General features: G+C 50.9%; 30 protein-coding genes. 21 read left to right on the top strand and 9 right to left on the bottom strand.

The annotated features are described in order from the left end of the window. Positions 1-8: 8 nt before the first annotated feature. The gene (locus tag I2B62_RS00690) at positions 9-380 is read left to right on the top strand and encodes a YraN family protein (protein WP_195267063.1); all 372 of its coding nucleotides are present in this window, start codon (positions 9-11) and stop codon (positions 378-380) included. Positions 381-441: 61 nt separating this feature from the next. Here the strand turns inward: I2B62_RS00690 and I2B62_RS00695 are convergent, their stop codons facing one another. Next, entirely contained in the window at positions 442-762 is a 321-nt protein-coding gene (locus I2B62_RS00695; protein ID WP_195267064.1) for a nucleoside triphosphate pyrophosphohydrolase, read from the bottom strand. A 139-nt stretch (positions 763-901) separates the two neighbouring features. Between I2B62_RS00695 and I2B62_RS00700 the strand changes: the two genes are divergently transcribed. From I2B62_RS00700 to I2B62_RS00775, 16 genes are all read left to right on the top strand, one after another. Beyond that, positions 902-1,669, top strand: coding sequence for a ZIP family metal transporter (locus I2B62_RS00700; protein ID WP_195267065.1), 768 nt, complete (start codon positions 902-904; stop codon positions 1,667-1,669). Between the two features lie 446 nt (positions 1,670-2,115). Beyond that, entirely contained in the window at positions 2,116-3,600 is a 1,485-nt protein-coding gene (gene glpK / locus I2B62_RS00705) for a glycerol kinase GlpK (protein ID WP_195267066.1), read from the top strand. Between the two features lie 90 nt (positions 3,601-3,690). Next, positions 3,691-4,245 carry a glycerol-3-phosphate responsive antiterminator gene (locus I2B62_RS00710; RefSeq protein ID WP_195267067.1) on the top strand — a complete coding sequence of 185 codons (555 nt, stop codon included), beginning with the start codon at positions 3,691-3,693 and terminating at the stop codon, positions 4,243-4,245. A gap of 210 nt (positions 4,246-4,455) precedes the next feature. Beyond that, entirely contained in the window at positions 4,456-5,955 is a 1,500-nt protein-coding gene (locus I2B62_RS00715) for an FGGY-family carbohydrate kinase (protein ID WP_195267068.1), read from the top strand. 179 nt (positions 5,956-6,134) lie between these two features. Continuing rightward, positions 6,135-6,893: an SDR family NAD(P)-dependent oxidoreductase gene (locus I2B62_RS00720; RefSeq protein ID WP_195267069.1), complete on the top strand. Its 759-nt coding sequence runs from the start codon at positions 6,135-6,137 to the stop codon at positions 6,891-6,893. A 106-nt stretch (positions 6,894-6,999) separates the two neighbouring features. Then, positions 7,000-8,448, top strand: a complete 1,449-nt coding sequence (locus tag I2B62_RS00725) for an NAD(P)/FAD-dependent oxidoreductase (protein WP_195267070.1) — start codon at positions 7,000-7,002, stop codon at positions 8,446-8,448. Positions 8,449-8,461: 13 nt separating this feature from the next. Continuing rightward, entirely contained in the window at positions 8,462-9,718 is a 1,257-nt protein-coding gene (locus tag I2B62_RS00730; RefSeq protein ID WP_195267071.1) for an FAD-dependent oxidoreductase, read from the top strand. Between the two features lie 4 nt (positions 9,719-9,722). Next, the gene (locus tag I2B62_RS00735) at positions 9,723-10,094 is read left to right on the top strand and encodes a DUF1667 domain-containing protein (RefSeq protein WP_195267072.1); all 372 of its coding nucleotides are present in this window, start codon (positions 9,723-9,725) and stop codon (positions 10,092-10,094) included. Positions 10,095-10,096: 2 nt separating this feature from the next. Continuing rightward, complete coding sequence (locus I2B62_RS00740; protein WP_195267073.1) at positions 10,097-10,966, top strand: class II fructose-bisphosphate aldolase; 870 nt, start codon at positions 10,097-10,099, stop codon at positions 10,964-10,966. A gap of 193 nt (positions 10,967-11,159) precedes the next feature. Next, complete coding sequence (locus I2B62_RS00745) at positions 11,160-11,705, top strand: hypothetical protein (protein WP_195267074.1); 546 nt, start codon at positions 11,160-11,162, stop codon at positions 11,703-11,705. A gap of 199 nt (positions 11,706-11,904) precedes the next feature. Further along, entirely contained in the window at positions 11,905-12,279 is a 375-nt protein-coding gene (locus I2B62_RS00750; RefSeq protein WP_195267075.1) for a DUF2089 domain-containing protein, read from the top strand. 68 nt (positions 12,280-12,347) lie between these two features. Then, on the top strand, positions 12,348-12,773 hold the full coding sequence (locus tag I2B62_RS00755; protein WP_195267076.1) for a hypothetical protein: 426 nt from the start codon (positions 12,348-12,350) through the stop codon (positions 12,771-12,773). Between the two features lie 17 nt (positions 12,774-12,790). After that, entirely contained in the window at positions 12,791-13,054 is a 264-nt protein-coding gene (locus tag I2B62_RS00760; protein ID WP_195267077.1) for a hypothetical protein, read from the top strand. Between the two features lie 113 nt (positions 13,055-13,167). Further along, entirely contained in the window at positions 13,168-14,088 is a 921-nt protein-coding gene (locus tag I2B62_RS00765) for a hypothetical protein (RefSeq protein ID WP_195267078.1), read from the top strand. Positions 14,089-14,225: 137 nt separating this feature from the next. Further along, positions 14,226-15,578: a butyryl-CoA:acetate CoA-transferase gene (locus tag I2B62_RS00770; protein ID WP_195267079.1), complete on the top strand. Its 1,353-nt coding sequence runs from the start codon at positions 14,226-14,228 to the stop codon at positions 15,576-15,578. A gap of 418 nt (positions 15,579-15,996) precedes the next feature. Next, positions 15,997-16,254, top strand: a complete 258-nt coding sequence (locus I2B62_RS00775; protein ID WP_195267080.1) for a hypothetical protein — start codon at positions 15,997-15,999, stop codon at positions 16,252-16,254. 45 nt (positions 16,255-16,299) lie between these two features. Here the strand turns inward: I2B62_RS00775 and I2B62_RS00780 are convergent, their stop codons facing one another. Next, complete coding sequence (locus I2B62_RS00780) at positions 16,300-16,635, bottom strand: helix-turn-helix domain-containing protein (RefSeq protein ID WP_195267081.1); 336 nt, start codon at positions 16,633-16,635, stop codon at positions 16,300-16,302. Positions 16,636-16,818: 183 nt separating this feature from the next. On the opposite strand from I2B62_RS00780, the gene I2B62_RS00785 reads away from it, so the two are divergent. From I2B62_RS00785 to I2B62_RS00800, 4 genes are all read left to right on the top strand, one after another. Next, positions 16,819-17,595 carry a protein-ADP-ribose hydrolase gene (locus I2B62_RS00785; protein ID WP_195267082.1) on the top strand — a complete coding sequence of 259 codons (777 nt, stop codon included), beginning with the start codon at positions 16,819-16,821 and terminating at the stop codon, positions 17,593-17,595. Between the two features lie 143 nt (positions 17,596-17,738). Then, a complete protein-coding gene (locus tag I2B62_RS00790) occupies positions 17,739-17,939 on the top strand; it encodes a helix-turn-helix transcriptional regulator (RefSeq protein ID WP_195267083.1) in 201 nt (66 codons plus the stop codon). Positions 17,940-17,956: 17 nt separating this feature from the next. After that, the gene (locus I2B62_RS00795) at positions 17,957-18,418 is read left to right on the top strand and encodes a hypothetical protein (RefSeq protein WP_195267084.1); all 462 of its coding nucleotides are present in this window, start codon (positions 17,957-17,959) and stop codon (positions 18,416-18,418) included. Between the two features lie 24 nt (positions 18,419-18,442). Continuing rightward, positions 18,443-18,877, top strand: coding sequence for a hypothetical protein (locus I2B62_RS00800; RefSeq protein ID WP_195267085.1), 435 nt, complete (start codon positions 18,443-18,445; stop codon positions 18,875-18,877). 30 nt (positions 18,878-18,907) lie between these two features. On the opposite strand, the gene I2B62_RS00805 is transcribed toward I2B62_RS00800, so the two are convergent. The 7 genes from I2B62_RS00805 to I2B62_RS00835 all read right to left on the bottom strand — a co-directional run bounded on the left by I2B62_RS00805 (position 18,908) and on the right by I2B62_RS00835 (position 25,157). Next, positions 18,908-19,795, bottom strand: a complete 888-nt coding sequence (locus tag I2B62_RS00805) for a hypothetical protein (RefSeq protein WP_195267086.1) — start codon at positions 19,793-19,795, stop codon at positions 18,908-18,910. 165 nt (positions 19,796-19,960) lie between these two features. Continuing rightward, the gene (locus tag I2B62_RS00810; RefSeq protein WP_195267087.1) at positions 19,961-20,452 is read right to left on the bottom strand and encodes an ACT domain-containing protein; all 492 of its coding nucleotides are present in this window, start codon (positions 20,450-20,452) and stop codon (positions 19,961-19,963) included. A 9-nt stretch (positions 20,453-20,461) separates the two neighbouring features. After that, positions 20,462-21,676: an aspartate kinase gene (locus tag I2B62_RS00815; protein WP_058695209.1), complete on the bottom strand. Its 1,215-nt coding sequence runs from the start codon at positions 21,674-21,676 to the stop codon at positions 20,462-20,464. 7 nt (positions 21,677-21,683) lie between these two features. Further along, a complete protein-coding gene (gene dapD, locus I2B62_RS00820; protein ID WP_195267088.1) occupies positions 21,684-22,415 on the bottom strand; it encodes a 2,3,4,5-tetrahydropyridine-2,6-dicarboxylate N-acetyltransferase in 732 nt (243 codons plus the stop codon). 20 nt (positions 22,416-22,435) lie between these two features. Beyond that, positions 22,436-23,191, bottom strand: coding sequence for a 4-hydroxy-tetrahydrodipicolinate reductase (gene dapB / locus I2B62_RS00825; protein WP_074618381.1), 756 nt, complete (start codon positions 23,189-23,191; stop codon positions 22,436-22,438). Between the two features lie 40 nt (positions 23,192-23,231). Next, positions 23,232-24,113: a 4-hydroxy-tetrahydrodipicolinate synthase gene (gene dapA, locus I2B62_RS00830; RefSeq protein ID WP_195267089.1), complete on the bottom strand. Its 882-nt coding sequence runs from the start codon at positions 24,111-24,113 to the stop codon at positions 23,232-23,234. Between the two features lie 45 nt (positions 24,114-24,158). Continuing rightward, complete coding sequence (locus I2B62_RS00835) at positions 24,159-25,157, bottom strand: aspartate-semialdehyde dehydrogenase (protein WP_195267090.1); 999 nt, start codon at positions 25,155-25,157, stop codon at positions 24,159-24,161. Between the last annotated feature and the right edge of the window lie 117 nt (positions 25,158-25,274).

Genomic DNA, 25,274 nt, shown 5'->3' on the forward strand with positions numbered 1-25,274 from the left:
CAGGCCTTATGAAGAAATATAATAAACAAAAGGGCGACCATGGCGAAGACATGGCGGCCCGCTACCTGCAAGCCAAAGGTCATGTGATCCTGACGCGCAATTACCGGAAAAAAACCGGGGAAATCGATCTGATCAGCCAGATTGGAGAGACTGTGGTCTTTACCGAAGTCAAGCTGCGTACCACTGAGGCTTACGGCACCCCGGCTCAGGCTGTGGACTATCGCCGGCAGCAGCGGCTCGCCAAAACTGCCTTGTGGTATCTGCAGGAGAATGATCTTTTTAACTGGAATGCACGGTTTGATGTGGTCGAGATATTGGGAAGCCTCGAAAGGGGATATACGGTTAACCATATCGAGAATGCGTTTTTAATTACCGCATAAAGGGTAAAAAAAGAAAGCAGACAAAACTGCCTGCTTTTAATGCTGATTTTCCATAGAGGCTTTATTTCCCGTCATCCGCAGAAATCAGGAAGGTGTTGCCGGAGTAGGTGCCTTTGCTCTCCTTGTTCTGGAGCTTGAGATAGTCAATGTGCATGGGTTCATAGTCGAATTTTTCCACAATGGCATCGATGAGCTCGTAGATATCGGAGATTTCATCCTCAGAAGGACGTTCGGCGAAAATATTGGCCTTTTCGATAAGCTTATCCTTCAAGGCATCTAAAACTTCTGCATCACTAAGAATTTTGTAATCACAGCTTCTGCCGCTTTCTCGAATGATATCAGGGATTTTGTCTCGTACTAATTTGTTATATTCGTGTTTCATATCATCACCTCGGTATTATTATATCCTATTTGGGGTATATTTAAAACAGATCATCTCCAAAAACGCAATATTTTCTCTTTTTGACCCGTCAAAAAGGGCTTATAATTAAGATAATACGAAGAAAACAACAGGAGTTCTTATGATACAGATCTATTTTGGCGTTTTAGTAGCCGCTGCTATGATGCTAGTGGGCGGCTATATATTTGTCACCTTAAACAAAAAATATCCAAAAAGCATTGGTCTTTTGCTGGGCTTGTCCGGCGGTTTACTGCTGGGCATTATCTTTTTTGGCATCATTCCCGAGGCTCACGAAATCCTGGAGGAAGCCTTCGACGCTCCGCTGTGGGTCGTGGCGGCGGCCTTGACCGGCGGAGCCCTTTTTATTATTCTGTTTGAAAAAATGATCCCGGTTCAGCACCATCATGATCTGGTGCCTGGCGAGCGGGAACATCATGGACATCATCAGCTTGTGTATATTATTCTAGCGGCTTTTGGGTTCCACAGTCTTTTTGAGCTTTTATCCATTCTGGTTGCAGGAAATGCAGATCTGGTGCTGGCCTGGTTTATGATCATTGTCATTGGTCTACACAATATTCCCATTGGTTTTGTCATCATCGCCCAGCTTGAAACCCTTGAATGCAGTCAGAAAAAATGTCTTCTGCTCATCGGTGGATTAGCCGTGGCAGAGACTTTGCTGGCTGTTGTCTGTTATTTGATTTTAATGCCATTTATTACAACTGCATTTCAGGGGGTTCTTCTTGCCATGACCGGCGGCATCATGCTCTATTTGGTATTTGACGAGCTGCTCCCCAAAATCTACTTGGATGAGGAACAGCACCATGTCAACTATATGATCATCCTGGGCGTGCTGCTCATGTATGTCTTTCTCCAGCTCGCGGGACATTAAAAATCCCGCTTTTACACCTGGAAAACCAGATGAGGTGGAATCACCTTTATGCCGCCAGAGGGGCGGCGTCTTTTACCCAAGTAGTGAAAAGACGTTCTGCGGGAAGCAAAGAATCAATTTAGAACTATTTTTGAATTTGATTTTTTTCGCGTTGATGACCGGCTGTTAAAAAAGAGCTTTGATTCCAGACCGCATTTGACAGCGTCAGGACCCTTTTGTCCGTGGCAGAGCATTGAGATTCTCCACGGCCAAATCTTTTATATAATCTGAGCCTTCAGGGCTCTTTTTTTCTTGTTCTAAAAAAAATAAAATGCAAATTTAACAAGTGTTTATCAGCGTTTCAGCGGGATAGATTTTGATTTTCTAAAAAACAAGCGTTTACAAATCTGATTTTATGATATACAATTTTGAAAAGATAATTTATGAGTTATTAGGAGGTTGTAAGTATGAGTAAGTATATTTTGGTTATGGACCAGGGAACCACTGGTTCAAGGGGGATTGTGTACAACGAACAGGGGAAAGCCATTGCGCTGGATTACGAAGAATACGAACAGTTCTTCCCGCAGTCTGGCTGGTGGGATCAGAGTGGTCTGACTGTTTGGAATGTGACCTTGAAAACCGCGCGCAACGCTATCAAGAAAGCCGGTCTGGAAGGAAAAGACATCTCTGCTATCGGTATTACCAACCAGCGTGAAACCACCACCTTGTGGGATAAGAACACTGGCGTGCCAGTGCACAACTCCATTGTCTGGGGCTGCCGTCGTACTACCGAAATTTGTCAGGGTCTGATCGAAAAGGGCTATAACGATATGGTCAATAAAAAGACAGGTCTTGTAATCGACCCCACCTATTCGGCTACCAAGATCCGCTGGGTTTTAGACAATGTGCCGGCAGCCCAGGAAAAAGCCGAAAACGGCGATCTGCTCTTTGGCACCATTGATTCCTGGCTGCTGTGGAACCTGACAAAGGGCAAGGTACACGCCACCGATTATTCCAACGCGGCCCGTACCATGGTCTTTAATTCCTACGACCTGAAATGGGACGACGAGCTTATGGACATGCTGGATCTGCCCTGGAAGATCTTCCCGGAAGTCAAGGAATCCGTAGGCCTCTTTGGCTACGCCGACCCTGAATGGTTTGGCGCTGAAATCCCAATCACCGGGATTGCCGGCGACCAGTCCGCCGCTTTGTTTGGACAGGCCTGTTTTGAAGAAGGAACCGCGAAAAATACCTACGGCACCAGCGCCGTTCCGCTCATGTTTACGGGCGACAAAGCACCGGAAACCGAAAAAGGCCTGCTGACCGTTGCCTGGGGCAAGGACGGCAAGGTCAAATACTCCATGGGCGCCAGCATTCTCATCGCTGGACAGGTTATCCAGTGGCTGCGCGATAAGGTTAACATCTGTGAAAAAGCAGCGGACACCGAAGCTATGGCCGAAAGCATTCCGGACAACGGCGGCCTGTACTTTGTACCAGCCTTCACCGGCCTGGGTGCGCCGCACTGGAACATGAACGCTCGCGGCATGATGATTGGGATCACCGCTGCCACCACCAAGGAACAAATGGCCCGCGCGGCCCTCGAATCCATGGCGTACCAGACCCGCGACCTGCTCGAAGAAATGGAACGGAACTCCGGCGTCAAGCTCAAAGAGTTGAAAGTCGACGGCGGCGCCGCCCAAAACGATTTCCTCATGCAGTTCCAGGCCGATATCCTGAACTGTAATGTTATAAGACCAAAAGATATTGAAACCACCGCCCTTGGCGCCTGCTACCTGGCTGGTCTGGGCTGCGGCATTTTCGAAAACGAAGACCAGATCAAGGCCCTGTGGGAAGCCGACCGCGTCTTTACCCCGCAGATGGACGAAGCGACACGCGAAGCCCTGTACGCCCAGTGGTGTAAAGCCGTCGAAAAATCAAAAGACTGGCTCTAAAAAAAGCCCTTCGGGGCTTTTTTTATTTTTAAATTTTCTGTTGACGCTTTCATTTTTCTGTGATAATATTTAGACAATTGGTGAGTGACTATGAATAAAATTGACTTTGAAAAATTTCAAATGATTCCGTCCATACGGCGGCTTAATGACCTTGAGTTCGCGCTTAAGAGCGCGCGGGACATTGTCCTTCTGACTGAAGCCAACATCGCCAATTTGCAGTCCCTGGTGGAGATGGTCCACCAAAATGGCAAGGACGCCTGGGTAAACCTGGAGCTTCTCGGAGGCTTTGGACGGGACCAGGTGGGCATGAAGCTGTTGAAAAACTATTACAAGGTGGACGGCGTGATGTCGACCGACAGTACCAAGCTCGGCATGGCCAGGCGGTGCGGCTTGGTAACCGTACAGCGTTTCTTCATTGTCGATTCAAGGGGCTTTGACACCAGCCTGAGGATTCTGGAATCCGCTAAGGTCGACGCAGCCGAAGTGCTGCCCGCCGTAGCGGCCCTCGGTTTTATCGACGAGCTGAAACGGATATCCCGGATTCCGCTGTTGGCAGGAGGCTTTATCCAGACCGCTGAGATGATCGAAAAGGTACAGCGTGCCGGTTTCGCAGGCATCACCATCAGCAAAAAGGCTTTCTGGTAAACTTTTAAAAACAAAATAATCATGCATGGATGGTTTTTGGTGAGTCCTGCTTAATAGACACACAGTGCACAGGGGGTGTAAGACTGTGGGTTTATTAAGCAGGATTTTTTTCGTATTATTTTGGGGGACCGGACCTGCAGACAGGCCCGGGAAATTGTGAACCATCGGCTAGAAGCCGAAAATATAGATCCATGAAAGGGGTTAAAAACAATGGGAAAATATTTACTTGGTTTAGACAACGGGGGGACAATGACAAAGGCGGCGCTGTACGACCTGAACGGTAAGGAAATCGCGGTTTCCAGCCGGAAAACAGAAATGTACCAGCCAGCGCCTGGTTTTACCGAAAGAGATTGTGAAGAAATGTGGGCCGCCAATGTGGGCGCTATCCGCGCAGTGCTGGAGCAGTCCAGCATCAGCGGTGAGGAAGTGCTGGGCGTGGCCGCCACTGGCCACGGCAACGGCATGTACCTTATGGGGTATGATGGGAGAGCGTCGTACAACGGCATGATCTCTACCGACTCCAGAGGCAAGCAGTACGCCATCGACTGGATGAAGGACGGCACCTTTGAAAAAATCCTGCCAAAAACCATGCAGTCTGTATGGGCTGGCCAGCCGACCACGCTGCTCCGCTGGTTCATGGACAACCGCCCGGACGTATTGGAAAACACTCAGTGGATTTTCATGTGCAAGGACTATATCCGCTATAAGCTGACCGGAGAAGCCTACGGAGAAATCGCTGATATGTCCGGCTCCAGCCTCATGAACGTCCGCGACGTCTGCTACGACAAAGACCTGTTGGCCGACATGGGCCTCGAGAGCATTTATGACAAGTTGCCGCCGCTCAAGTATTCCGGCGAAATCTGCGGCTATATCACCGAGGACGTGGCAGGGCTGACCGGCCTAAAGGCTGGAACACCAGTGGCCGGCGGCTGTATGGACATCCACGCCTCCGCCATGGCGGTGGGCATCACCGACGAAGAAAAAATGTGTGTGGTGGCAGGGACCTGGAGCATTAACGAGTACATCAGCAAAAAGCCAGTGGTGGATAAGGACCTGTTCATGACCTCAATCTACACCATGCCGGGCTACTGGATGATCCTGGAAGGCAGCCCGACCTCCGCCAGCAACCTCGAGTGGTTCCTGGCAGAGATTTTGAAGGACGTAAACCTGGGAGACAAGGACATCTACGAATACTCCAACCAGTGTGTGGATGGCATTGGCGACCAGGACTGCGGCGTGGTATTTCTGCCCTTCCTGTTCGGCAGCAATGTGAACATCAACGCCAAGGGCGCCTTTATCGGTCTCCAGTCCTGGCACACCCGCGAAAACCTGCTGCGCGCAGTTTACGAGGGCATTGTGTTTTGCCACAAATACCACATCGAAAAGCTGCTCAAGTTCAGAGACCAGCCCAAGATGATCCGTATGGCCGGCGGCGTCGCCAAATCCGAAATCTGGGTTCAGATGTTTGCCGATATCCTGCAGGTGCCTATTGAAGTGGCCAGAAGCCAGGAGCTTGGCGCCTTAGGCTCAGCCATCTGCGCCGGTATCGCCACCGGAACCTTTGATTCCTTCCAGTCCGCATCTGAGTCCATGGTCGACATCATGTACACCGCCGAACCAAACCCGGAAAAATTTGCCGACTACGACAAAAAATACGCGCGGTACAAAAAAGTCATCGAAGCCCTGGACCCGATCTGGGACGAATATTGAGAAGCTTCGGACGGAAAAGTGAATTTTTGGTTGAGGTAAAATTTAAGCCAGGAGATGGGGCGCCGAATCGGCATCTCATCTCCTCACAGTAAGAATTGAAAATTGAAAATGGAAAGGCGCAGCGTCAAGCGGCCCGCTTTCCACTTTCAATTTTCAATTGACAAAGAAGGGGTGCAAAAATGGATTTAAAATTAAAAGGAAAAAATGCAGTGGTCACCGGAGCCTCCAGAGGCGTGGGACGAGCCATTGCACTGGGACTGGCAAAGGAAGGGGTTAACCTCGTGATTTGCGCCAGCCGCATGGGAGCCGCCATCGAAGAAGTGGCAAAGGAAGCGGAAAGCTATGGTGTCAAGGCCACCGCGCTGGCAGCGGACCTGGGATCCTCTGAGAGCACGCTGGCCTTTATGCAGGAAGCCGAACGGCTTCTGGGAGATCTGGACATTCTGGTCAACAACGCTGGTATCTGGCTCCAGGGCTGGTGCCATGAAATCCCGCTTGAGGACTGGCAACGCTCGCTGGATGTTAACCTGACAGGGCCGTTTTTAACCTCTCAGTATTTTGCCAAATCCAATCTGGCGAAGGGGCGTCCAGGTAGGATCATCAACATCAATTCCCAGGCAGCCTTTAATGGCTCCACCACAGGTCATGCCCACTACGCGGCCAGCAAGGCTGGCATGGTCGCTCTGACCATCTCCATGGCCAGAGAGCTCTCCCCCAAGGGGATCACCATCAACGGAATTGCCCTGGGCATCGTGGCCACCGACATGACCAAAGCGTCCCGCGAGAACAAGCCAGGCTACTACGAAAGCCGTATCCCTCTGGGCCGTGTGGCCGAGCCCGAGGACATCGCCGGGATTGTGGTGTTCATGGCCTCCGAGCCGGCAGCCTACCTGACCGGAACCACCATTGACGCCACTGGCGGCATGCTGATGCGGTAAAAAATAGCCAGAGGCCGAAGCCGCTGTGCTATGGCCCAGGCCCAGTTTTAAAAATAGATTCTAAGTGGTTAAACGCGTATTAAAGAGTAAAGTTAAGGAGTATGTAATGAAAAATTATGATGTAATCATTATCGGCGGGGGCATCACCGGTACCGGGATCGCCCATGAGCTGGCAAAGTACGATGTGAAAACAGCCCTGATGGAACGGGGAATGGACGTGGGCATTGGCGCCACCAAGGGAAACGGCGGGGTGGTTCACCCGGGTTACGACCCGCATCCGGGCACCCTGAAGGCCAAGCTGAACCCAGTGGGAGCCAGAATGTACCCGAAGCTCTCTAAGGAGCTGGGCTTTGGTCTACGCCATACCGGCACCCTGGTTGTCGCATACTCTGACGCCGACCTGAAAAAGGTAGATGAGCTTTTAGATAACGCCAAGGTTAATGGTGTCGATCAGGTTGAAAAAATCAACAGCGAACAGCTCAGAAACCGCGAGCCGTTCATGAACCCGGCGGCAGTGGGGGCGCTTCTGGCCCACACCACCACCATGATTGATCCTTTCGAGGTCGCCATCGCCTTTGCCGACAACGCTAAGGATAACGGCACTGATATTTTAACAAACCACGAAGTTCAGGGCATTACCAGGGACGAGAATGGCCTCTTTACTGTGCGCACCTCAGCTGGGGACTACAGAACCCGCTATGTGGTCGACGCCGCCGGTGTACACGCCGATGATGTGGCCGCCCTGGCAGGCATTCACGAATACCGCGTGCAGGGCCGCCACGGCAATATCTGTGTGCTGGACAAAGAACTCTCCACTCCCGTCAGCACGGTTATGTTTCCCTGCCCGAGTCCGGAAACCAAGGGTCTGGCACTGATCCCAACCGTCTCCGGCAACACTCTCATCGGCTCCACAGCCACCATGAAAGAGGACAAGGAGGATGTGACCAACGATGCTGAAGGTATTAACGAATTGATTGCCGGTGCCAGACATCTGGTACCCGATATCGACATCAGCAAAATTATCCGTACTTTTGCCGGCCAGCGCCCTGTAGCTCTGGACAATGGCAACGACTTTTACATCGCAGAGTCTGAAACCGTGCCGGGTTTCATCCATGCGGCGGGTATCCAGTCGCCAGGTGCGGCCTCCTCTCCGGCCATCGCTGAGTATGTCCGCGATCTGCTGGCCAACGCAGGCCTTGAGCTCAAGGACCGCGAGGGCTATAATCCTTACCGCGAGCCGGCACCGGATTTCAGCGAGCTGTCCGCCGAGGATCAGGACGAGCTTATCCGCAAAGACCCGGCCTACGGACGGATTGTATGCCGATGCGAGACCGTGACCGAAGGCGAAATCGTCGCCGCCATTCACGAGGGCGTGGGCGCCAGAACCGTTGAGGCTGTTAAACGCCGGACCAGAGCCGGTATGGGCCGCTGCCAGAGCGGCTTCTGCCAGTACCGCGTCATGCAGATTTTAGCCAGAGAGCTGGGGATTCCGGAAGAAGAAGTCCATTTCGAGGAAAAGGCTTCGCAGGTACTGTTTGGAAAACTGAAGGGTTAAGGAGAGTAGAGCAATGAAAATTTTAGATTATGATGTAGTCATTATCGGCGGCGGCCCTGCGGGTCTGGGCGCTGCGGTTAAAGCAAAGGAAAACGGCGCCCGGGTAGCGGTCATCGAGCGAAACGACGAGCTGGGCGGTATCCTAAACCAGTGTATACACAGCGGATTTGGTCTTCAGTACTTTAAAGAAGAACTGACAGGGCCGGAATATGCCGAGCTGTTTATTAATAAAGCCAAAGAAGCCGGTATTGATTGCTATTTAAAGACCATGGTCCTGGATATTACAGGTGACCTTAAGGTTACAGCGATCAATGAAGAAGGCACAGTTATTTTTAACGCGGGAGCAGTGATTTTGGCCATGGGCTGCCGTGAGCGGACAAGAGGAGCGATTAAAATCCCGGGATCAAGACCAGCCGGCGTCTTTACGGCAGGCCTGGCACAGCGCTACGTGAATATGGAAAACTTTAAACCGGGCAGCAGGGTGGTCATTCTGGGCTCGGGCGATATCGGCCTGATCATGGCCAGACGCCTGACCTTGGAGGGGATCGACGTTGTGGGCGTTTACGAGCTCATGCCGTACCCCAACGGCCTGTACCGGAATATCAAAAATTGTCTGGACGATTTTGATATTCCGCTGTACCTGTCCACCACGGTTACCAAGATCAACGGCAGTGACCGGGTCGAATCCATTGAGGTCACCAGGGTTGACGAAAACCTTCAGCCAATAGAGGGGACTGAAGAAATCATAGAGTGTGATACATTATTACTGTCCATTGGTCTGATTCCGGAAAATGAGCTTTCCAAAAAAGCAGGCGTTAAGCTGAACCCGATTACCAACGGTCCGTTGGTCGACGACTCGCTTGAAACCAGCGTAGAGGGCATTTTTGCCTGCGGTAACGTGCTCCATGTCCACGACCTCGTCGACAATGTTACCATGGAGGCAGAAGAAGCTGGCGCCAGCGCTGCCCGTTACGCCAAGGCGGCTAAAGCGAAGGAAGGAGACGCCATCGCTGTCAAGCCGGAAGGACTTGTGCGTTACACTGTGCCTTCAAAAATTTATAAAGGTGAAAATGACCACGTCATTGTCAAGTTCCGCGTGGGGCGCCCGGTGGACAGCGCCAGGGCTGTGATCACAAGCGGCGGCGAGGTAGTCTTTGAAAGCAAGAAAGCCCGGAAATTTATCCCGAGTATCATGGAAGAAATCAAGCTGAAAGCAGAGCAGCTGGAGGCGCTTACAGAGCCCTTGGTAGTGACTGTAAAGGAGGCGTAAAAATATGAAAGAAGTAACAATGTGCTGCACAACCTGTCCGTCGGGCTGCGCCCTGGTCGTGACAGTGGACGGCGATAAGGCCGTCAAGGTTGAAGGAAACACCTGCAAGCGCGGGATCAAATTTGCCGAAAAGGAACTGGTAGCCCCTGAAAGAATGCTCACCAGCACCATTTTGGTGCGCTGCGGCGGTCAGGAATGCCTGATCCCCATCAAGTCTAAGGAGCCCATGCCAAAGGAAAAAATGCTGGACGCCATGACCGCGATCAAGTCAGTGCGCCTGGACCACCCGGTTAAAATGGGCGAGGTCATTATCTCGAACATCGTGGACTGCGGCGTGGATATTGTCGCCTGTAAGTCGATGGAAGGGCAGGCCTGAAGATGTTAATAACCCTGAATGAAATCATGAAGGACGCCTACGCGAAAAGATACGCGGCGGGCGCCTTCAACACCGTTAATCTTGCCAGCATCCGCGCGGTGCTGGACGCGGCCGAAAAGCTGGACGCGCCAGTTATTTTACAGCACGCCCAGATCCATGAGAGCGTCGTGCCCTTAAAGGTCATCGGGCCCGTCATGCTGGAAATGGCCAAGGCCGCACAGGTGCCGGTCTGTGTGCATCTGGACCACGGCGAAGATATCGACTATCTGCTCACCGCCATGGAAATGGGCTTTACCTCTGTCATGTTTGACGGCTCCGCCCTGCCCTACGACGAAAACGTGGCAGGGACCCGGGCAGTGGTACAGGCTGCTGCTAATTATAATGTCTCTGTCGAGGCAGAGCTGGGCCGCGTCCTGCGGCCAGAGGGCGGCGGAGAACCCTCCGAGGAGGAAGCGGACCTCACACCAGAGGACTGCTACACCAGGCCCGAAGAAGCCCGGGCCTTTGTAGAAGCCACAGGCATCGACGCCCTGGCCATCGCCTTCGGTACCGCCCACGGCGTGTACGAAGCCGAGCCAAAGCTTGATTTTAACCGCATCGCGGAAATCCGCGCCGCGGTGGGGATGCCCCTGGTCATGCACGGCGGATCCGGCGTCGGCGACGCCGACTTCAGAGAAGCCATTAAAAACGGCATCACCAAGGTCAACTACTTTACCTATATGTCCTTAGCCGGCGGCGACGCCGTCAAGGCCTTTTTAAAGGAAAACGCGGCCCGGCCCGAGATTCGTTACGACGAGCTGGCCGAAGCCGCCAGGATCGCAATGCAGGCCCATGTGGAGCATGCCATTGGGATCTTTACCAAACAAGCCTAATCCAAATCATTGTTAGTATAAACCCTGTGAAAGCCGCCGGCGCATCCTCCCCGATCAGCCCGGCGGCTTTTACGTGGGATTCTTTAAGAATTCTTTACTTTACAGGGAAAGACAGTTTAGGTATAATTAGAAGTGCATTAATCTTCTTTGTTTTCAACAAAGAGTTATTCCAATCATTTTAAGGAGGTTGAATATGAACGCAAGCGGAAAAACCTTTATCAAGGTTACAGCAATTATTCTTATTATTTTAGGCGCCTTTTCTGCTTTAACTGGGGCACTGTCCATGGCTGGCAGCAGCATGATGGGCTCTGTGGCAAATGACCCGGCCGTACAGGACGCCCTTGCACAGGCAGGCTCATCTGTTTCGACAGATGAACTCGCGCGTATGGCTATGATCAGCGGAGGTATGCTGTTGGGAATGGGGATACTCTATCTGGTCGTTGGGATTTTAGGCGTTGTTTTTGCCAAGAATACCGGAAAAGCTAAGCTTTTAATGGTTCTCGGCGGGATTGTAGCTATTCTGGCTATTATCAGCACAGTGATCAATATCGTCAACGGCGCCAGCATGAGCGGCGTTTTTATGGACCTGGCCTTTATCGTGCTCGTCGGCCTGTATTTTCTGGGCGCTAAGCTCAATAACGATGATGCCAAAGCCGAAATAGCTGCTGCGCAGACACCAGAAACAGTCGAAGTTGTCGAAGTCGAAATCGTCGGGGATGATCAGAACGAAGAAAAGTAGAAACTTAGGAAAAGAAATGATAAAAAAGCATCCGAAAGGGTGCTTTTTGTTTTGTGCGAAATCATTTTAAAGTTCCGGTTTAAGATATTTTATGAGAAAATTAATTTTTTAAATAATTATATTAATATTATTGAAATAATAATTGACAATATTAATTTTTAGGTTTATATTATAGATATAAAAAAGAGAAGGTGATGTGATGTACCAGGTGATTAGCCGATGCCCTGTGTGTGGCGGCAGGCTTAAAGCCGTTAAGCTCCAGTGCGAAAATTGCGATACCGCCATCGAGAATGATTTCTGCCTGAGCAAATTCGATTATCTCTCCGCAGAGGATCTGTTTTTTGCCGAGACCTTTCTGGTCTGCCGGGGCAATATCAAGGAAGTGGAAAAGAGACTGAAGATTTCCTACCCGACTGTCCGATCCCGTCTGGACGGGATCATTGAGAAGCTTGGCGAAAAGCCCGAAAACCCACTGCCGGTTTCAGAAACCCGGAAAAAGGAGATTCTGGACGCCCTTGAAAATGGGGAGATCACGCCCGAGGAGGCTCTGGAGCAGATGAAAGAAACCGAATAGCGGCCCGGCAAAACAGGCATTAGAATTTGAGGGCAGAACCGGACAGGTCTGCAGAAAAGAGGAATATAATGGAAGAAAAAATGCGAATATTAAAAATGGTAGAAGAAGGCAAAATTTCCGCCGAGCAGGCAGTGGGCCTGCTGGACGCGTTGGGCCAGGCAGCTCCGGCAGAAGCCGGAACACCGGCGGACACCCCGGAAGGCAATTGGATCGAGCCTGTTAGCACGAAGGGTAGCGGCTACGATGACAAAATGCTGCGCGTGGTCGTGGATACCCCGGAAGGGGACAAGGTGAATGTGCAGCTGCCCGTTAAAATTGTGCAGCAGATGCTCAAGGTTACCGGTAAACTGCCGATCCAGTGGGAGGGCTCCGAGAAAATTGATCTGGAAGCCCTGACCACCGCCATTCTGGAATGTATTGATAATGAAACCCTTGGGACCATTGTGGATGTGAGTGCGTCAGATGGCTCGACCGTTAAAGTTTACATTGGCTGACCCTGGAGGAGCAACCCATGCACGTTGTAGTACATGAAGGCAACCTTCGGCTTTGGCTGCCCGTTCCGCTGCGGCTGGCCTCCCTCGCGGTTAACCTGGTGCCAGAGATCGCCTTTGTCAAAATGCGGGAGTCTGTTCCCGAGCCCTTCCGAGATCTGGTGACCAAGGATTATTTTAAGATGATCGTGCGGGACTGTACCTCTGTTCTGAGACAGTATAAGGGCCTCGAGATCGTCCACGTCGAGGCGAAGGAGGGTACTTATGTCTCCATCCGGATCTGACAAACAGGGACAGGCAGGAGATAAATATTTACCCTCGATAAAACGATTTCAAAACGCTATACTAAAGCAAAAGCTGCTTTAGTATAGCGTTTTTTTGGAAAGAGGTGTGAATCATGAAACAGGAAATCTACCGGATACGGGGCGGCCTGCTGGCCATTCTGTTTATCCTGCTGTACGCGGCCATTCAGGCCTTTTATGTCGAGTACATCAATGCAGCCAGCCAGAGCTTTTTAGAAAGCGGCGGCACGCTGGCGGTGCCGGTCTATATCCGGTCCATGTTCTGGGTGTACCTGGTGCTTCTGGGGGCCCTGATCGGGGGCATTGCCAACGACTTTAAACGCCGCAAAGCGCACTTGTCGGTTTTTAACCTGACCGTTGGCCTTGTGATGGCGGCTCTGGGCGCGTCCCTCACTGCCCTTATCGCGGTAGTCCCTCTGCGGGCCTCCCTCGCCAATGCTTCCAGCGGCCTTTTCCTTTTCGGCGGGGTTTTCCTGTATAAGGGGCTGCGTAGCGCGCCCAACCCTGAGCCCGTCTCCAAAAAAATCATGAACCTGATTCTGGCCATTATTCTTATCATGCTCTTTGTCGTCGCCTACGATCAGCTTCAGGCCCATATGACCGGGGCCATGGCGGCTGTGAGCATGGAGGAAAGAGTGGGGATAACAGGCAAAATCCTCGTGGTTTATAATTTTCTTGTCACGCCGCTGCTTACCCTGCTCCTGGCCGCAGGCGCCTGCTTTATCGCATGGTTCCACATGCCGAGACCAGTCTTTGACGTAAGACACCTGCTTTTTGCCTTGGTCTGCCTGGCGCTTTATGGGGGCATGGCTTATCTGATGCTTGTCGATCAGGCTTTCGGCCAGTTTTTAAATAATCTGTCGTTCAGCTCAGGAACTCAGATTATCAAAAGCGTCTGCTCGTCACTGGCCTTTACCCTGCCAGTATTTTCAGGACTTTACTTCCTCAAGGCCTTTTTCAGAGGCGCGCCGGAGGTATGGATCAAAAAAGGCGGCAGGAGCAGCAAAAAGAAATAAGCGAAACGCCGGAATGACAAAAAATTCCGTGTAATTTCTCGCTTTTTTTAAAAAACCAGCGGATAGTATGTTATAATAAGGGATAAGTAAACATTGACAATTGTTTAACTAAGAGCAATTCCAAATGGGAGGGAAAAATGAGTTTTATTAAAGAATATGCTGAAAAACTGGTAACGGCAGAAGAAGCTGTCAAGACTGTAAAATCCGGCGACTGGCTGGATTACGGCTGGTGCTCCGCCACAGCAAGAGAGCTGGATCGGGCACTGGCAGCCCATGTGGTCGAAAACGACCTGGTTGACCTCAAAATCCGCGGCGGGATCCTGATGTGGGTACCCGAGATTTTTAAAATCGAAGATCCGGCAGATCATATCACCTGGAATTCCTGGCACATGAGCGGCATCGAACGAAAGGCCATTGCCCAGGGCTTCGCCTACTACACACCGATCCGTTACTCCGAAATGCCGAGATACTACCGAGATTCCAAGCAGGATGTGGACGTGGCCATGTTCCAGGTCGCACCGATGGATGATCATGGTTATTTCAATTTTGGCCCCAACGCCTCACATATGATGGCAATGTGCGAACGCGCAAAAACAATCATTGTTGAAGTCAATAAAAATATGCCGAGATGCCTTGGCGGCTTTGAAGAAGCCATTCACATCTCTCAGGTCGATAAAATCGTCGAAGGTCCCAATCCCCTCATGGCAGAGCTGGGCGCTGGCGGTCCCGCAACCGATGTTGACAAAAAAGTTGCCGAACTGATCGTAGAAGAAATTCCGAACGGCGCATGCCTCCAGCTTGGTATCGGGGGAATGCCAAACGCTGTCGGTTCACTCATCGCCGAATCCGATCTGAAGGATCTGGGCGTTCACACCGAAATGTACGTCGATGCCTTTGTCGATATCGCGAAAGCCGGCAAAATCAACGGCTCCAGAAAAAATATCGACCGCTTCCGCCAGACCTACGCTTTTGGCGCAGGTACCCAGAAGCTGTATGATTATATCCATGACAATCCGCAGTGCATGAGCGCGCCGGTCGATTATACCAACGATATCCGCTCCATCTCTGCCATTGACGATTTCATGTCCATCAACAACGCTGTCGACGTTGACCTCTTTGGCCAGGTCAGTTCAGAATCCTCCGGGATCAAGCACATCAGCGGCGCTGGCGGACAGCTCGACTTTGTGCTGGGCGCTTACCTGTCAAACGGCGGAAAGAGCTTTATCTGCTGCTCCTCCACCTTTATGACAAGAGACGGCGAAATGAAGTCTCGTATTGTGCCGACGTTGCAGCCGGGTTCCGTTGTTACTGATACCCGTGCGAATATCCATTACCTGGTAACCGAGTACGGCAAGGTCAACCTTAAGGGGCTGTCCACCTGGGAAAAATGTGACGCTATTATCTCCGTAGCCCACCCGGATTTCCGCGACGAGCTCATCGCAGAAGCTGAAAAAATGCACATCTGGAGAAGAACCAATAAGGATAACTAAAACATTCAGGGATCAGCCAAAATCGGGCTGGTCCTTTTTTATTGAGATGATGTGTCAGAAAGTCAGGCCATCCTTTTATGGTTTGATCACATAATCGAGTCCAGTATGGGCGATTATGATCCCGGTGCTTAAGAAAACTTTAATTTATGTAAAAAGACGCAGCGCCCGCAAGTCCGCCCAGAAAGCGGCCGGCAGTGAATAAAAATATTTTATTGTTAAACAGATAACCAATAAAAGAAATTTTTATCTGAAATTCCTTGATTTTAAAGGATTAACCGTCTATAATAAGGATACAGCCAAAGAGCATATCGACAGAAAAGTAAAAAGTTTGTTTGCTTGGCGATTGCCAGTATAACGGTGACGGATGGTCAAATTTGTCCCCGCATGATGTTGGAATGTTAGGAGCCTTTAGTTTAAAATGAAAACAGATAATACGATCAAAAAAGAATATGCAACCTGGGAAGAATTTCAAAATAGACTTGAGCATGATATGGCAGTGATGAATAATGTGGAAAAAACCAAAAGAAGCAGAGTGACCGTCATTTTCAAAACTGCTGTAGTCAACGAGGAAACCGGAAAAATTAAAGTTAGCTTTAAAAAACAGAAGGACAGAAAATATACAAAGAAATCGAGAGCCATGCTGCCAGGGCTGAAGCAGTCCTGCCAGAAAATCTAAACGCAAAAGAGATGCGGCGCCAAAAAGGCACCGCATCTCTTTTTTTCATGGCCTGGCAAACTCGGACTGGTTTTTATAGGCTGTCCCCCAGTCCACCATGGAGTCGAGAATGGGCTTTAGGCTGTAGCCGGTCTCGGTCAGTGTGTACTCAACCCTTGGGGGCACCTCGGGGTAGACAGTACGGGTGAGCAGGCCGCAGTCCTCCATATCTCTCAGGTTAGAGGTTAGCACCTTCTGGGTAATGGTCCCGATGGATCTTTTAAGCTCGCTGAAACGGCGGGTGCCGTCCATCAGGTCCCTCAAAATCAAAACCTTCCATTTACTGCCGATGAGCATCAACGTGGTTTCGACGGGACAGGCTGGAAGTGGTCGGTCGTTCATTTTTTCACCTGCTTTCACTGGATTAATGATATTCTAAAGATACTTACATAAAAAAGTATATCAGGTTTTGGATAAAAATTCAACCTTGGTATCCCAAGAGATACCAAGCCACTATTTTGTGCCTGCTTCACAATGGGGCCCTTTGTGCATTACACATAGAAGAAAGAAGAAAGGAGTCGTCTTATGAACAGAAACGAGCAAATGCTCCGGCTGATCACCGCCCTGCTTGTAGAACAGCCAAAATATAATCCTATAAAAATCCCGGAGGCAGCGCAAGAAAGATGGCAAATACTCCGGTCGCTGATGAACCTGCGCCCGCCAATGCCCGCAGGCTCGGACTTTCTGGCCCTCCAAGACACCTTCTTGCAAGCCGGGACAGCGCGCAAGGGCATTACCCGGGTCGGTGAACTGGCACCTTTGGAGGAGGGGCTGTACCTCTGGCAGGGTGATATCACCACACTTCAGGCCGACGCTATTGTGAACGCAGCCAACAGCCAGCTGCTGGGTTGTTTTGTGCCCTGTCACGGCTGCATTGATAACGCCATCCACACCTATGCCGGGGTCCAGCTACGCCAGGCCTGCCACGAGCTTATGATCCGGCAGGAGATGCCCGAGCCCACCGGAGCGGCTAAAATCACCCCGGGCTATAATCTTCCTGCAGACTGGGTAATCCACACGGTCGGCCCCATTGTCAACGGCGGCCTGACCCCGAAGAACTGCAGCCTGCTGCAAAGCTGCTATTACTCCTGCCTCGCGCTGGCCGAGGAAAGAGGACTGCAGAGCCTGGCCTTTTGCTGTATCTCCACCGGAGAGTTTCACTTTCCACCGGAACAAGCTGCTGCCATTGCTGTAAAGACAGTAAAAGCGTTTATGCGGAAGGCAAGAAGGCTGAAGAAAATTGTGTTTAACGTTTATAGGGACAAGGACTTGAAGCTTTACCAGTCCCTGCTGGGGAAGTGATCAGGTTAAGAGAACAAGCCGTCGCGCCCAAGGGTGCAGGCGGTTTGTTTGCATAAAATTAAGATTTATAAGATGGAAAGTAAAATATATTTGACTTTTTGTCGGATAAGATTTAGAATAAGGATGTAAAGGATGGTGACATAATGGGGAAGAACTTAAGGATCAAAGCTGCCAGGGCCGCCCTCGATATGACCCAGAAGGACTTGGCCGAGGCGGTAGGCGTTACCCGGCAGACCATGAACGCCATTGAAAAAGGGGACTATAACCCCACCATCAAGTTGTGCATCGCGATCTGCAGGGTGCTTGGGAAAACACTGGACGAGCTTTTCTGGGAAGAAGCCTGAAGCAAGGAGGAAGTATAATGAAAAAGCAAGTGGATTACCGTGAAGACGAATATGACGAGCGGCAGGAAATGCTGATGGGAAAGGTTTATAAACATTCTTTTGCAATAGCCTTATTATGTATTTATCTCGATGCGGCTATTGTGAACCAAAGTTTTGTATTTGAAAGTCGGCAATTGGAAAATGGAATGGTTATGATTTTGCCCGTGACCTGGTTTGTCGTTGAACTGCTTGCCAGAAACCTCTTTTCAAGAAGTGGCAGGGTACCTTTCTGGATAATTATTGCATTTGCATTGATGTTTATTGTTCAGCTTCCCTTTTTTCTGGGAAACACAAAATCACTTTTTTCAGAAAATAACAGCTGCCTGACAACAAAAGGCGAGCATTGTGTGATTTTACTTTGTATTTTGGTCATCACTGCTGCTTTGATCATTCGTAAGTGTATAAATTGGAGAGCTCGAGTTGCAGGAGAGAACGAGTAACTTTAACGACAGGAGGATTATAAAATGTTTGATTTATGTAAGGAATACGACGAACGGCAGCAGATTATCCGTGGCAGTATCTGCAGGCATATTATGGTGATCATGGGAATCTGTATTTTTATCAACGGCATCATTGAGGACGCGGGTTTTATCTGGCCGGACAAATTCATCGCCGGTATTATCCTGATTATGGTGCCCGTTACCATCGGGACGGTTGAGATGAACATCCGAGGCGTTTATCTGAGTAAGGACCGCCAGGTTTTCTTTGTAGTTATTTTTGGTCTGGTGGCCCTGGCCAATGTGGTTCTTCTCATCAGCCATAATGAGCCCCTTTTTACCGAAGGCACCATTACTGATTACGGCGAACACGCTGTTCTGGCCATCTGTTTTCTGACTATTTTTATCGCTGCCATCATCCGCCTGGTCTACGATAAACACATGGAAAAGATCGAGGAATAAAAAAACAGGATCCGTGAAGGTCCTGTTTTTTTATTCGCTTTCCCCGTCCGCAGTGGACGAAGGAAGTATGGAATTGATGGCGTCGTTGATGAAGTTCGAGCTGCCGCCAGAGTCTGTGCTGTTGTCTGTATCGTTTCCCGGGGAGGTCGTGGTGGTGCTGTCCGAGCCATTGTTGTTGGTCGTGGATGGCGTAGCAGACGGGTTAGGGCTGCTGTTTTTCTGATTGTTGATGAGTCTTGTAATCTGGGACTGGCCATTTTGGATCCAGCTGTTAATGGTCTCTTGGTTGATCCCTGTGTTGATGCCAAAAAGCCCGAGCCAGATCAGCAGTGTGTAGAGTATGGCGATCAAGGTTAAAAAAATTCTTGGAATAAGACTGAATTTTTTATAGTAGTACATTAAAAAAATACCAAGCGGTGGCACGAGCACCAGCATGAGCAGGATGAACCAGGTGCGGGCATAAAAGAGATCGCCGGAGCGTCTGCCGCCGGGCATGCGAAGCCCGCGTCCGCCGGAGCGGCCTTTTTTGCCGCGCTTGCCTTTGTTGCCTCGGCTGCCGGAATCGCTGTCATCAGCCATCTCATCTGGGCCTTCGTCAGCATAGCGACTGCTCTGCGCGCGACTGTCACGTCCGTCCTGGCGACTCTCTGTGTTGCCGCCACCTTGCATAACCTGGGCCACCGAGGATTTAAACTGGTCGATCAGCTCCTTGTCGGAGGCGTCGATTTCCAAGCGTACCCGCCCGTCATTCTGTATCAGAAAATTAATATCGAGATAACCGTTTTCGCCGATATCAGCAGCAAGACGGTCAAAATGTTCATCAACCTCTACACGTTCAAAGCCCGCGTTCCAGAGTGCCACCTCAGAAGCATCAATCCAGTCGTCCAGACTGCCTCTGGCAGATAAATTTTCACGCATTTATTTTCACCTCTGATTTTATTGAATATTTCACAATGCTTTTTATTATACAATGGAAAACTTAAATAATCGGGGGATAGAAAAGTTTTTGTTTGAAAAAGCAGGAGATGATCCGGAGAGCAAAAAAAGATGGCGTTCCTAGAGGCACGCCATCTCAAAGCCGTTTCAGTCCTCCAGGTTAAAAGCCTCTTTTGTGGCCGCGACCGCTTTCTCGGTATCCTCGATCTTGATAATGCAGGAGATACGGATTTCGGAGGTGGTGATCATTAAAATCTGGACGTCGTTGTCGGCCAGCGCCTGGAAGAATTTGGAGGCGACCCCGGACTGGGTGCGCATGCCAATGCCAGAGACGGACAGGCGTGTGATGTCCCTGTTGATGGTGATTTTAATTTCAGGGTATTCCTCGCCAAGGGCGTTTACGATGTCCTTAACCTTATCCAGGTCGCGCTCGAGGACAATAAAGGAAACGTCAAAGGCTTTTTTGACCGGCGCGGTCTGGGTGATGATATCGACATTGACGTCGGCGTCTGATAGCTCGCTGAGGCAGCGGGTCAGGATAATGGAATTGACCGGCACCTTTTTCAGCGAGATCATGAGATTTTTGTGGTCAACGGTCAGGCCGTCAACGCTATGGCTCTCCATATAGGTGGTCGTCATAAGAGCCTCCTACAGGTCGAACGCGTCGGCGGTAGCCATGACAGCCGTATCCCGCAGCTCGGACGGAATCACGCAGGAAATGCGGATTTCCGAGGTAGTGATCATGAGCATGGGGATGTTGTTGTCGGCCAGAAGCTGGAAAAACTTGGCGGCGACCCCGGACTGGCTGCGCATGCCAATGCCCACAACAGAAAGCTTGGAGATTTCTTTGTTGATGTCCATTTCCACCTGGGGATATTTTTCCATAAAATCATACAGGATTTTCCGCAGCTCGGACAGATCCTCGATGGGGGCGGAAAAGGAGATATTGATTGCGCCGTAGACCGGAGCAGTCTGGCTGATCATGTCGATGTTAATGCTTTTTTTAGCCAGGTCTGAGAAGAACTGGGCTGTGATGTTCATATCAAAGGGAACGTTCTTGAGAGATACCATCAGCTCGTCATTGTCGATGGCGAGGCCGGTAATGGCCTGCTGTTCCATAGGGCTCATGTTGCTGTCACCTTCCTTAATGAGCGTACCGGGCACGTCGTGAATACTGGATGCCACATAGATTTCCGCGTTGTACTTGCTGCCTAGCTCGATGGCGCGGGCATGCATGACGCCAGCGCCCAGGCTGGCCATTTCCAGCATTTCGTCAAAGCTGACCGTGTTCAGCTTTTTGGCCGGCGGGTACAGGCGCGGGTCCACACCGTAGATCCCGTCCACGTCGGTGTAGATTTCGCAGGGGCATTCTAACACACAGGACAGGGCAACCGCGCTGGTGTCGGAGCCGCCCCGGCCCAGGGTGGTGATATCGTCATTTTCATTCACTCCCTGGAAGCCTGCGATAATAACGATTTTGCCGTCGTTGAGGGCATCCTCGATTTTCTTAGTCTCAATATCCATAATCCGGGATTTCCCGTGGTGGCCCATGGTGTGGACGCCCACCTGGGGGCCGGTAAAGGAGATCGCGTCGTAGCCCATGGCGTTAAGGGCCATGGACAGCATGGAAATAGAAACCTGTTCGCCGGTAGCTAACAGCATATCCAGCTCACGCCTCGGCGGTGCGTCGCTGATGGAGTAGGCCATTTTGATGAGTTCGTCGGTGCTTTTGCCCATGGCAGAGACCACCACGACCATCTGGTTGCCTTCTTCTCTTTTTTTGATAATACGTCTTGCGACATTTTTAATACGGTCAATGGTCCCCATAGAGGTACCGCCGTATTTCTGGACAATGATGCTCATCGGAAATTTAACCTCTCAAATCGTCGAGTAATTCGGTTTTATCCTCGGTTTTTTCGTCTTTGTCTTTAACAACTTTGGCAGGGGAACCTGCGACTACAACGCCGGCAGGGACATCCTCAGTCACCACAGAACCGGCGGCGACCACTGCGCCCTTACCGATTTTGACACCCTCAAGAATGACCGCGTTGGCCCCGATCAGGACTTCATCCTCAATGATGACCGGCTGTTTTGACGGCGGCTCAAGCACACCGGCAACCACCGCACCTGCGCCGATATGGCAGTTCTTGCCAATGGTAGCACGGGCGCCCAGCACAGCGTTCATATCAATCATGGTGCCCTCGCCCACAACCGCGCCGATATTGATCACAGCGCCCATCATAATCACTGCGTTTTTGTGGATATGCGCGCCCTCGCGGATAAAAGAGCCGGGCTCGATACGGGCGTCTACCTTGGTTAAATCCAGTAATGGTATGGCCGAGTTGCGGCGGTCACATTCGATACGGACAGAGGAGATTGAGCCAGCCTTGGCGTCCAGAAGGTCGCTGATCTCACCGGCCTCACCGATGATTATGCAGGCGGAAGGATCGCCGTAGTATTCGTAACCGGCCAGGTCATTTGCTCTCAGGTAGCCGCGGACATAGGCCTTAACCGGTGTGGATTTCTCGACGGCGTTAATGTATTTTGCGATCTGGTAGGGGTCGTTTAAATCAAATTGTTTTTTCAGTTCTTCGTTTGTCATGTTAAATCCTTTCGTGTGGTTTAATTTTCAATCAGCATTTCCATATTGTAGAGGCCCGGGGCCTGGTTTACAAGGTATTTGGCCGCAGTCACTGCGCCGTTTGCAAATACTTTTTTGGAAAGGGCCGTGTGGCGGATTTCGATCAGCTCATCGTTGCCAGCGAATAAGACTGTGTGCTCGCCGGGGATGGTGCCGCCGCGGACGGCGTGGATTCCCAGCTCCTGGGGTTCTCGCTTACAGTCTCTGCCATGGCGGCCAAAGGTATAGTCCTTTTTATTTTTGAGACCATCATTTACCGCGTCGGCCAAAAGCAGGGCAGTGCCGCTGGGGGCGTCGGCTTTTTTATTGTGGTGCTTTTCAATAATTTCAATATCAAAGCCGTCCTCCAGAGCGCCTGCCATATCCCGCAGGGCTTTTGCCAGAAGGTTGATGCCCAGGCTCAGGTTAGCGGTTCTGAAAACTGGAAATTCCCTCCCGCCGGCTTCAATATCGGCCAGATTCGCCTCGGAGAGGCCGGTGGTGGCGATGACGATGGGCGTCTTGGTGTCTCTGGCATAGCCAAAGATGCTGTCAAAGGCCTTGTAGTGGGAAAAGTCAATGATCACATCCGCCTTTTCCGCACACTGGCTTAAATCGGAATAGACAGGGAAGGGGGTATCCTGATCGGTGTTAATATCAAAGCCTGCCACGATCTGGCAGTCCGGATCTTCACCGATAATGGTCTGGAGCATATGCCCCATGGCGCCGCCGACGCCGGATAAGAGTATATTTAGCATAGGGGAGTACCTCTTTTATTAAATTTTATGAACCGCCTTATTAAAGCAGTCCGTATTCCTTCAGGGCTTCAGCCAGGCGTGCCTCATTGGCCTCTTCCATTTCAACCAGGGGCAGGCGCATTTCACCAGTGTCGGTGCCCAGCAGCCGCATGGCGGTTTTAACCGGGATCGGGTTGGTTTCATAGAACATGGCCAGATTGATCAGGTTAGTGCTAAACTGCATTTCCCGGGCTTTGTCTACATCGCCGCTCATAAAGGCTGCTACCAGGTCGTGCATATCCTTTGGAATAATGTTGGCAGAAACGGAGATAATGCCCTTGCCGCCCACAGAAAGGATGGGCAGGGTCTGGTCGTCGTTGCCGCTGTAAACATCCAGTTTGCTGCCGCAGGTGCGGGCAATTTCTGTGATCTGGCTGATGTCGCCGCTGGCTTCCTTGACTGCCTGGACATTGGGGATCTCGGCCAGCTTCTGCATGGTGGACACGCTGATGTTGGCCCCGGTGCGGCTGGGCACATTGTAGACAATGATCGGCACCTTGATGGCGTCGGCAATGGCCTTGATGTGCACGTAAATCCCCTTCTGGGTGGATTTGTTGTAGTAGGGGTTAATGACTAAAACCGCGTCCGCACCCTGTTCCTCAGCGTATTTTGAGAGCATAATGGAGTAGGCGGTATCGTTACTGCCAGTACCGGCAATATAAGGAACGCGGCCGGCAATGTGTTCGCCGGCAACCCGCAGCAGATCAAGGTGCTCCTGATCAGTGAGGGTTGAGGTCTCACCGGTGGTTCCGGCCACCAGAATGGCGTCGGTGCCGTTTTCGATGTGCCAGTCGATGAGCTCTCTGAACCGGTCAAAATCGATTTTGTTGTCCTTGAATGGTGTGATCAGGGCCACACAGCTTCCTGTAAAAATAGTGGACATAGTAGTTCCTCCTCAGTATTTTATCCGGCGCGGGGCCGGATAGTGTTAAATTAAGCCTTCTTCGATTAAGGCGAAAGCGATCTGTACCGCGTTGGCAGCTGCGCCCTTGCGGATGTTGTCGGCAACACACCAGAAGTTGATGCCGTTGTCGATGCTGAAATCGCGGCGGATACGGCCGATATAGACGTCGTTGGTGCCTTCGGCCTCACGGGCCAGGGGATAAACGTTGTTGGCCGGGTCATCTCTCAGGACACAGCCCGGGGCGTCCTTGAAAAGAGCCTTGACGTCCTCGATCTCAAAGGGCTTTTTGGTTTCAACGTTAATGCTTTCAGAATGGCCGTAGTAGACCGGAACACGCACAGTGGTAGCGGTCACGCGGATGTTGTCGTCGTGCATGATCTTGTGGGTTTCATTGACCATTTTCATTTCTTCCTTGGTGTAGCCGTTGTCCAGAAAATCGTCGATATGGGGCAGGCAGTTATAGGCGATGGGGTGTGGGTAGAACTGGTTTTCAGCGCCCTTCACGCCTTCCTCCAGATCTTTGTATCCTTTGACGCCAGAGCCGGAAACGGCCTGGTAGGTAGAGTAGACGATACGGTCAATCCCGTATTTGTCATAGATGGGTTTTAATGCGACCATGGCCTGGATGGTGGAGCAGTTTGGATTGGCGATGATATTTTTGTGTCCTTTTAAGTCCTCAGGATTTACCTCTGGCACTATCAATGGCACTTCCGGGTCCATACGCCAGGCGGAGCTGTTGTCGATGACAATGACGCCTCTCTTGGCAGCTGCAGGGGCAAAGCGTTCGCTGGTGCTGCCGCCGGCAGAGAACAGGGCAATATCAATGTCCTTGTCAAAAGCCTCGTCGCAGAGCTCCTCAACCACGTATTCCTTATCGCCGTATTTAACGGTTTTACCCTTGGAGCGGGCAGAAGCCATTGGATATAAATTATTCACTGGAAATTTCATTTCTTCCAGAACCCGAAGCATTTTTTGACCGACCATGCCAGTGGCGCCGACCACAGCAACGTTGTATGATTTCATCGAGAAATCCTCCTTTGATTAAATATAATAAAAAAAGCCAGTAAAGATACCAGCTATAAAATTGCAAAAAGTCATGGATTCCGGCCGGTATGTAAGCCCCTGAGGCCCTACGGCGCG

Origin of the sequence: Eubacterium sp. 1001713B170207_170306_E7, from assembly GCF_015547515.1 — a bacterium.
Taxonomy (GTDB): Bacteria; Bacillota; Clostridia; order Eubacteriales; family Eubacteriaceae; genus Eubacterium.

Bases quoted from the DNA above. Each gene is read 5' to 3' on its own strand.
- I2B62_RS00765 (WP_195267078.1), top strand. From the start codon at position 13,168: ATGAAACAGGAAATCTACCGGATACGGGGCGGCCTGCTGGCCATTCTG.
- I2B62_RS00750 (WP_195267075.1), top strand. From the start codon at position 11,905: ATGTACCAGGTGATTAGCCGATGCCCTGTGTGTGGCGGCAGGCTTAAA.
- I2B62_RS00745 (WP_195267074.1), top strand. From the start codon at position 11,160: ATGAACGCAAGCGGAAAAACCTTTATCAAGGTTACAGCAATTATTCTT.
- I2B62_RS00810 (WP_195267087.1), bottom strand. From the start codon at position 20,452: ATGACGACCACCTATATGGAGAGCCATAGCGTTGACGGCCTGACCGTT.
- I2B62_RS00805 (WP_195267086.1), bottom strand. From the start codon at position 19,795: ATGCGTGAAAATTTATCTGCCAGAGGCAGTCTGGACGACTGGATTGAT.
- I2B62_RS00785 (WP_195267082.1), top strand. From the start codon at position 16,819: ATGAACAGAAACGAGCAAATGCTCCGGCTGATCACCGCCCTGCTTGTA.
- I2B62_RS00800 (WP_195267085.1), top strand. From the start codon at position 18,443: ATGTTTGATTTATGTAAGGAATACGACGAACGGCAGCAGATTATCCGT.
- I2B62_RS00695 (WP_195267064.1), bottom strand. From the start codon at position 762: ATGAAACACGAATATAACAAATTAGTACGAGACAAAATCCCTGATATC.
- I2B62_RS00725 (WP_195267070.1), top strand. From the start codon at position 7,000: ATGAAAAATTATGATGTAATCATTATCGGCGGGGGCATCACCGGTACC.
- I2B62_RS00770 (WP_195267079.1), top strand. From the start codon at position 14,226: ATGAGTTTTATTAAAGAATATGCTGAAAAACTGGTAACGGCAGAAGAA.
- I2B62_RS00790 (WP_195267083.1), top strand. From the start codon at position 17,739: ATGGGGAAGAACTTAAGGATCAAAGCTGCCAGGGCCGCCCTCGATATG.
- I2B62_RS00815 (WP_058695209.1), bottom strand. From the start codon at position 21,676: ATGAGCATCATTGTCCAGAAATACGGCGGTACCTCTATGGGGACCATT.
- I2B62_RS00760 (WP_195267077.1), top strand. From the start codon at position 12,791: ATGCACGTTGTAGTACATGAAGGCAACCTTCGGCTTTGGCTGCCCGTT.
- I2B62_RS00735 (WP_195267072.1), top strand. From the start codon at position 9,723: ATGAAAGAAGTAACAATGTGCTGCACAACCTGTCCGTCGGGCTGCGCC.
- I2B62_RS00775 (WP_195267080.1), top strand. From the start codon at position 15,997: ATGAAAACAGATAATACGATCAAAAAAGAATATGCAACCTGGGAAGAA.
- I2B62_RS00835 (WP_195267090.1), bottom strand. From the start codon at position 25,157: ATGAAATCATACAACGTTGCTGTGGTCGGCGCCACTGGCATGGTCGGT.
- I2B62_RS00690 (WP_195267063.1), top strand. From the start codon at position 9: ATGAAGAAATATAATAAACAAAAGGGCGACCATGGCGAAGACATGGCG.
- I2B62_RS00740 (WP_195267073.1), top strand. From the start codon at position 10,097: ATGTTAATAACCCTGAATGAAATCATGAAGGACGCCTACGCGAAAAGA.
- I2B62_RS00755 (WP_195267076.1), top strand. From the start codon at position 12,348: ATGGAAGAAAAAATGCGAATATTAAAAATGGTAGAAGAAGGCAAAATT.
- I2B62_RS00780 (WP_195267081.1), bottom strand. From the start codon at position 16,635: ATGAACGACCGACCACTTCCAGCCTGTCCCGTCGAAACCACGTTGATG.
- glpK (WP_195267066.1), top strand. From the start codon at position 2,116: ATGAGTAAGTATATTTTGGTTATGGACCAGGGAACCACTGGTTCAAGG.
- dapB (WP_074618381.1), bottom strand. From the start codon at position 23,191: ATGCTAAATATACTCTTATCCGGCGTCGGCGGCGCCATGGGGCATATG.
- I2B62_RS00730 (WP_195267071.1), top strand. From the start codon at position 8,462: ATGAAAATTTTAGATTATGATGTAGTCATTATCGGCGGCGGCCCTGCG.
- I2B62_RS00700 (WP_195267065.1), top strand. From the start codon at position 902: ATGATACAGATCTATTTTGGCGTTTTAGTAGCCGCTGCTATGATGCTA.
- dapA (WP_195267089.1), bottom strand. From the start codon at position 24,113: ATGTCCACTATTTTTACAGGAAGCTGTGTGGCCCTGATCACACCATTC.
- I2B62_RS00720 (WP_195267069.1), top strand. From the start codon at position 6,135: ATGGATTTAAAATTAAAAGGAAAAAATGCAGTGGTCACCGGAGCCTCC.
- I2B62_RS00710 (WP_195267067.1), top strand. From the start codon at position 3,691: ATGAATAAAATTGACTTTGAAAAATTTCAAATGATTCCGTCCATACGG.
- dapD (WP_195267088.1), bottom strand. From the start codon at position 22,415: ATGACAAACGAAGAACTGAAAAAACAATTTGATTTAAACGACCCCTAC.
- I2B62_RS00795 (WP_195267084.1), top strand. From the start codon at position 17,957: ATGAAAAAGCAAGTGGATTACCGTGAAGACGAATATGACGAGCGGCAG.
- I2B62_RS00715 (WP_195267068.1), top strand. From the start codon at position 4,456: ATGGGAAAATATTTACTTGGTTTAGACAACGGGGGGACAATGACAAAG.